Here is a 4,705-nt window from a genome sequence, read left to right as displayed (position 1 = left end):
TTGGGTAAGGTGCCTTGACGCTTGCCTGTTTTATCCAGTTTAGCTGCTTGTGAAAGAGAGCCTGTTACCAAAACTGGCGTATTAAGGGGAAATGCTCGGTCATCAGCATCAGGTGCTGTGCCAACAATTCCGATAACTGCCGATTGTACCGCGCGAAGGGGTCGGGTGCCGTCGTCAACCTCGACAACTTCAACACCGTGTAGAAAACCTGTTGCCATACTTTATGCTCCTTTAAATGGTTGGCTAATGAAATGAATGGGAAAAATGAGAGTTGGATTTGAAATCGCACCCTTTAAAACAGCAAATCATAAGGATTTTGGTTCACTCGCATTTCAAATGCGAGTGAATAGTAAAGGGTAGCATTTCAAATGCGATCCTTTGAAAACAACAATATGTGAAATAATTTTTTAAAAGCATATTGACACTAATAAACCCTCATGTTATTCGAATCACAAGTGCTAGAAACACTAAACCATTAGCGGATAGGTCACGTAAGATCTCTCCCATGCATTTAAAATACTGATTGTCTTTTATGCTATTATTGGCATATAACGATTTTGTCGGGTGTAGCTATGCTATACAATACCTTCTCACGAGGGGAAGACATAGCGACGGACTAATGGCCGTGTTTCTAACGCCCGGCACCCTTGGGGGTGTCAATAGAGACATTAAAACCATTAGGAGTTAATCATGAACAATTTAGTGACAATCAACAATGCTGGTATTGCTGTTACAACTTCTTTAAAAATTGCAGAGGGTGTGGGGAATACGCATAAAACAGTTATACAGTTAGTACGCAATAATCGTAAGGATTTTGAGGAATTTGGTTCACTCGGATTTGAAATCCAAGTGAGTAAAAGAGATGGTAAAGGTGGTCAAAAGAGAGAAGTTGCTATCCTTAATGAACCACAAGCAACCTTACTCATGACCTATATGCGTAACAATGATATGGTGCGTGCATTTAAAAAAGCACTCGTTAAAGCTTTCTATGATTTAAAAAAACAAGCTGTCGATTATGAATTATTTTCTTATGAGTGTTTTAAAAAACCTGCTGGTGTTGGAGAAATTTTAGGATTGATGATGAGACGTTTGTTGGATGCAAATGACCTCGAAAAAGAGCTTGATCATTACAAATCAGTTACAAAAGAAGCTAAGCGAGTTTTAGCAAGCCCTGTTGTAAAAGCTGCTTAACTTTAAAAACACGATTTATCTCCTCGTCTTTGAGGCGGGGAGGTATGCGATTTCTTTCTTAACGGCTATGCTCCATTTGCACATCTGCTTTTTTACTAACTTTTAGTGTTGGAATAGAAGAGACATCAATGTCCCTCAAGGCATGCCATGTATCATAATTGGCTTGAAGCTGTAGCCAAAGGGCTGGTCCATTTCCTAACAATTTACCAATGCGAGCTGCTGTTACGGCTGTGACTGGACGTTCTCCTTTAAGGATACCGTGCAAGTGCTGGCGTGATATTTGAAGAATCCTAGCAATTTCGGTTTTGCTTGCATTTAAATGTTCTAAGGATTCAGCTAAAATTTCTCCTGGATGAGAAGGACAACGATTAGGATTACGTGTGGTCATGGATAGTTTCCTTTACAAATCTTAAAACCTTCAGTGGTATTGCTCTAGATCAACATGGTAAACGTGTCTGTCTTTAAATTCAAAAGTGATACACCAAGGACCATTGATATGAATTGTGTAGCGAGTTGGAGTAAAGCCTTTAAGCATATGAAAATTATAACCTGGTACATTGATATCACTAACTTGAGAAGCTGCGTCAAGAGTATCCAGACGGCGAATAATACGCTGATGAAGCCTGCTATCAATCTTACTTTTTCCTGTTTCCCAGAGAGATTGTAGGTCTTTATTTTTAAATGTTTTGATCATAGCAAACTCAACAACTTTATTTTAAATAAGATGTAATATATTAAGTGACAATTGTCAACAAAAATGTTACAGTTAAATATTGTTAATGGAATACTGTAGAACTAAAAGAATTTAAGAAATGAATATCAAACCAATTTGTACAGAGAGAGATTACCAAGAAGCTTTAGAAGTTGTGTCTGCAATGTTTGATAAGCAGCCAGAAGTTAATACTCCAGAATTTGATAGAATGAAAACTCTTGTTTTGTTAATTGAAGCTTATGAAACAGAACATTATCCTATTTCTTCTCCTCATCCTATTGAGGCTATTAAATTTAGAATGGAACAAATGAACTTAAGTGCTAAAGATCTGCTTCCTGTTGATTTATATCATGAATTAATAAAAGCGCGTTCTCGTGTACAATCTTTTGTTTATGCAGATGCACCGCAAAATATATTAGACGATTTAGATCGTGGTTTAGATGACATTTTGAATAGTGATCAACATGTTTAAAGCAGGGGATGTCATTATTTATCTAGTATTTCATAAAACATTATCCCTTCAGAGTGAGGAAGAGATTAAACAGTGTGAAGTCCCGGAACTTTGCTAACATCTGTTTCATGTTCGGCATGCTTTAATAGCGAATAAGCGCTAACAGCGCTATATTCCGAGGACGATTTTCATTTGCGGTTGGTACGCTTCTAGATGCGTCAAACTTTATGGTTGAGGATGAACCAGAAGAAGTATTGCTGCTATTAGAAAACCCACCATATTTAAAAGCGCCACTTGCAACTCTAGCCTTGGCATCAAAATTCAATTCGCCTGTAATGTTACGGATAGCGTCGCCTTGCTGTGATCCAATGGTTCTATTAGGGTCAATATTACGTTTATCATCAACTCCCCGTAGGAACTCCCCTCTTAAATCTGGCAAGCGAAAGGTAGTTTTGCCGTCGCCAGCACCATAAGTCGTGCCTATAACCGCAAAAAGTTGTGCATAGTCGCTCCGTGAAATGAGCGCACCATTTGCTTTTAACCATCCCTTTGGAACTGTTAGTGCAGGATAATAAATTACAGTTCCTACTGGCATGCTATTGTTTAGCGCGTCCAGCAAAGCATCAATTTCGCTCTTGGTATAGACAAGATCACCATCAACTTTAAGCGGTCCTTTAAGCGTACTTTCATTTGCGCTTAAACGGGTAACCACTTTCCTTTTCGGACGACTGAAGAAATCAGATGATAAATTGCCCAAGATCTCCAAGTCGTCACCCATGGTGACTTTTCTGTTAAATGTGTTGTAATTTTTCCATTCATTGGCTTGTTGTAGGCGACCATAGGCTGTGAGATCTTCATTAAGCTTGGCTCTAAAGTCATCGAGCCCCACGATATCTTCGGTTTTATGTTGATGTGCGCCTAATAGAGAGACAGCACTGCCAAAGGTGAAGTTATTATTGCTTGATTTATAGAGAACATAATTATTGGCGGCATCTTTTGCCCCCTCGATATCACTTAAATCAGCAAATGAGAAGGTTTTATCGGCTGCCATTTTGCCTTTGAGAGCTGCTTCAAGATCTGCAACTTCACTTATGCTATGGGTGTGTTTTGCAGGCGCTTTTCCCTCTACCTTTTCCTCAACTTCCATTATGGCTTGATCAATTTTGGTCAAGTTTTCCCGCAAGATTGGGAATTCAGAACTGATAAAGCGACCTTCTTTAGGCAATTCCATGTCGAGTTTTTTGGTTTTGGTCATCTCTGTTCTCCCCTCATAATATGCCGGCGCCAAAATCACTCACCATGGACCGCGCTGCTGGTCCGCCGGTAAGGGTCAATTTTAAGCGTGCTTGTTTGGCTGTTTTGTCACCACTGATAAATTTGCGCTCTGTCCAAAGCGGTTCAGCGAGTTGCTCTGTTTCGTCGAGTTTCAAAGGAACAAACGCCCCATCATCCAGTTGCATCTCGAGTGTAAAGGTTGCACCGCCTGGTAAAAATGTTTTGATATAGCTCGTTAACCTTGCCTTTTCGCCAAAGGCAAAAGCACGGGTGACATAAGTGGCTGTTTTATGAATCTTTCCTGCAATCAATTGAACAGGAGCAAACAAAACCGGTGAGAGCTTCTCTGTCCCTTTGAGAATGGCGCGGAGCTTTACCTTTTCACTGATATATTCAGTAAGGCTTAGCAATTGAAAGGGTAGCAGTTGATAAACCGTGCCGTTGTTTCGTTCAATTTCAAAGATGACAGAACAATCGCTTGAAGGCAATTCAATCGCTGCACGCACTTGTAAATCAGAGCAGTCCACAAGATTAAAAGTGCCAAGATCAATGGTTTTTTCTGTTTGTGTGTAGCGTGCTGCCAGTACTCGAAAGGCTAAAGCCTCATCTTGATGGGCTGTCCAGCTTTGCGCATTGACAGAAGAAAAGCGTGGACCGGTCACGTAAGGGTGGCTCGAGACGTATCTCTGGTGTTCTGCATCAAAATCCCCAAGCTTTGCTAAAGAGACGGAATGATCAGCATCATCTGTCTTGATAACGAAAGCCGTTAAGCGGTCATCGGGAACTAACAGTGGTACATCATAGCGTGCCTCTGCCCAACCTGCCTTTGCGCCCTTCATAGAATAAAAGCTTTGCGCTTGAATATCGGCGGTCGGATAACCGTTTTCTGTGGTGACCAAATCAATCACCAGATCATGGTTTTGATTGCCGATTTTGCAAAGATGAAAGTCAATACCGGTGATTTGCCGTGTTTCATCGGGGGTAAAGACTTGCGCTTGCGGGTCCACTTGCGTCCATATCTTCACCGTGGTGGTGCGCCGCATCACTTTCACATCAATCACACCTTGACCGGTAAA

5 protein-coding genes and 2 pseudogenes are annotated in these 4,705 nt (G+C 40.8%); 2 read left to right on the top strand and 5 right to left on the bottom strand.

Annotated elements, in window-relative coordinates:
- Positions 1-218 (bottom strand): annotated as a pseudogene (locus ACFIKO_RS08700) (phage tail protein); the annotation flags it as partial.
- A 472-nt stretch (positions 219-690) separates the two neighbouring features.
- On the opposite strand from ACFIKO_RS08700, the gene ACFIKO_RS08695 reads away from it, so the two are divergent.
- A complete protein-coding gene (locus ACFIKO_RS08695; protein WP_375673802.1) occupies positions 691-1,191 on the top strand; it encodes a Rha family transcriptional regulator in 501 nt (166 codons plus the stop codon).
- A gap of 58 nt (positions 1,192-1,249) precedes the next feature.
- Here ACFIKO_RS08695 and ACFIKO_RS08690 read toward each other — a convergent pair whose 3' ends face one another.
- Both ACFIKO_RS08690 and ACFIKO_RS08685 read right to left on the bottom strand, forming a co-directional pair.
- Positions 1,250-1,579 carry a HigA family addiction module antitoxin gene (locus tag ACFIKO_RS08690; protein WP_375620551.1) on the bottom strand — a complete coding sequence of 110 codons (330 nt, stop codon included), beginning with the start codon at positions 1,577-1,579 and terminating at the stop codon, positions 1,250-1,252.
- Between the two features lie 30 nt (positions 1,580-1,609).
- The gene (locus tag ACFIKO_RS08685; RefSeq protein ID WP_375620552.1) at positions 1,610-1,885 is read right to left on the bottom strand and encodes a type II toxin-antitoxin system RelE/ParE family toxin; all 276 of its coding nucleotides are present in this window, start codon (positions 1,883-1,885) and stop codon (positions 1,610-1,612) included.
- Between the two features lie 118 nt (positions 1,886-2,003).
- On the opposite strand from ACFIKO_RS08685, the gene ACFIKO_RS08680 reads away from it, so the two are divergent.
- Positions 2,004-2,375: a type II toxin-antitoxin system HigA family antitoxin gene (locus ACFIKO_RS08680; protein ID WP_375620553.1), complete on the top strand. Its 372-nt coding sequence runs from the start codon at positions 2,004-2,006 to the stop codon at positions 2,373-2,375.
- 121 nt (positions 2,376-2,496) lie between these two features.
- Here the strand turns inward: ACFIKO_RS08680 and ACFIKO_RS08675 are convergent, their stop codons facing one another.
- On the bottom strand, positions 2,497-3,609 hold the full coding sequence (locus tag ACFIKO_RS08675; RefSeq protein ID WP_375673801.1) for a Bgr_08870 family protein: 1,113 nt from the start codon (positions 3,607-3,609) through the stop codon (positions 2,497-2,499).
- Positions 3,610-3,622: 13 nt separating this feature from the next.
- Positions 3,623-4,705: pseudogene (locus ACFIKO_RS08670) on the bottom strand (DUF4815 domain-containing protein); the annotation flags it as partial.

This window comes from Bartonella sp. TS82HLJMH (genome assembly GCF_042193495.1).
In the GTDB taxonomy this organism is placed as follows: domain Bacteria; phylum Pseudomonadota; class Alphaproteobacteria; order Rhizobiales; family Rhizobiaceae; genus Bartonella; species Bartonella grahamii.
The sequence above is the reverse complement of the archived record's forward strand: the minus strand, read 5'-3'. Positions and strand labels throughout refer to the sequence as shown.

Excerpts from the sequence above, each read along its gene's own strand:
- ACFIKO_RS08695 (WP_375673802.1), top strand. The coding sequence starts at position 691 with ATGAACAATTTAGTGACAATCAACAATGCTGGTATTGCTGTTACAACT.
- ACFIKO_RS08690 (WP_375620551.1), bottom strand. The coding sequence starts at position 1,579 with ATGACCACACGTAATCCTAATCGTTGTCCTTCTCATCCAGGAGAAATT.
- ACFIKO_RS08685 (WP_375620552.1), bottom strand. The coding sequence starts at position 1,885 with ATGATCAAAACATTTAAAAATAAAGACCTACAATCTCTCTGGGAAACA.
- ACFIKO_RS08680 (WP_375620553.1), top strand. The coding sequence starts at position 2,004 with ATGAATATCAAACCAATTTGTACAGAGAGAGATTACCAAGAAGCTTTA.
- ACFIKO_RS08675 (WP_375673801.1), bottom strand. The coding sequence starts at position 3,609 with ATGACCAAAACCAAAAAACTCGACATGGAATTGCCTAAAGAAGGTCGC.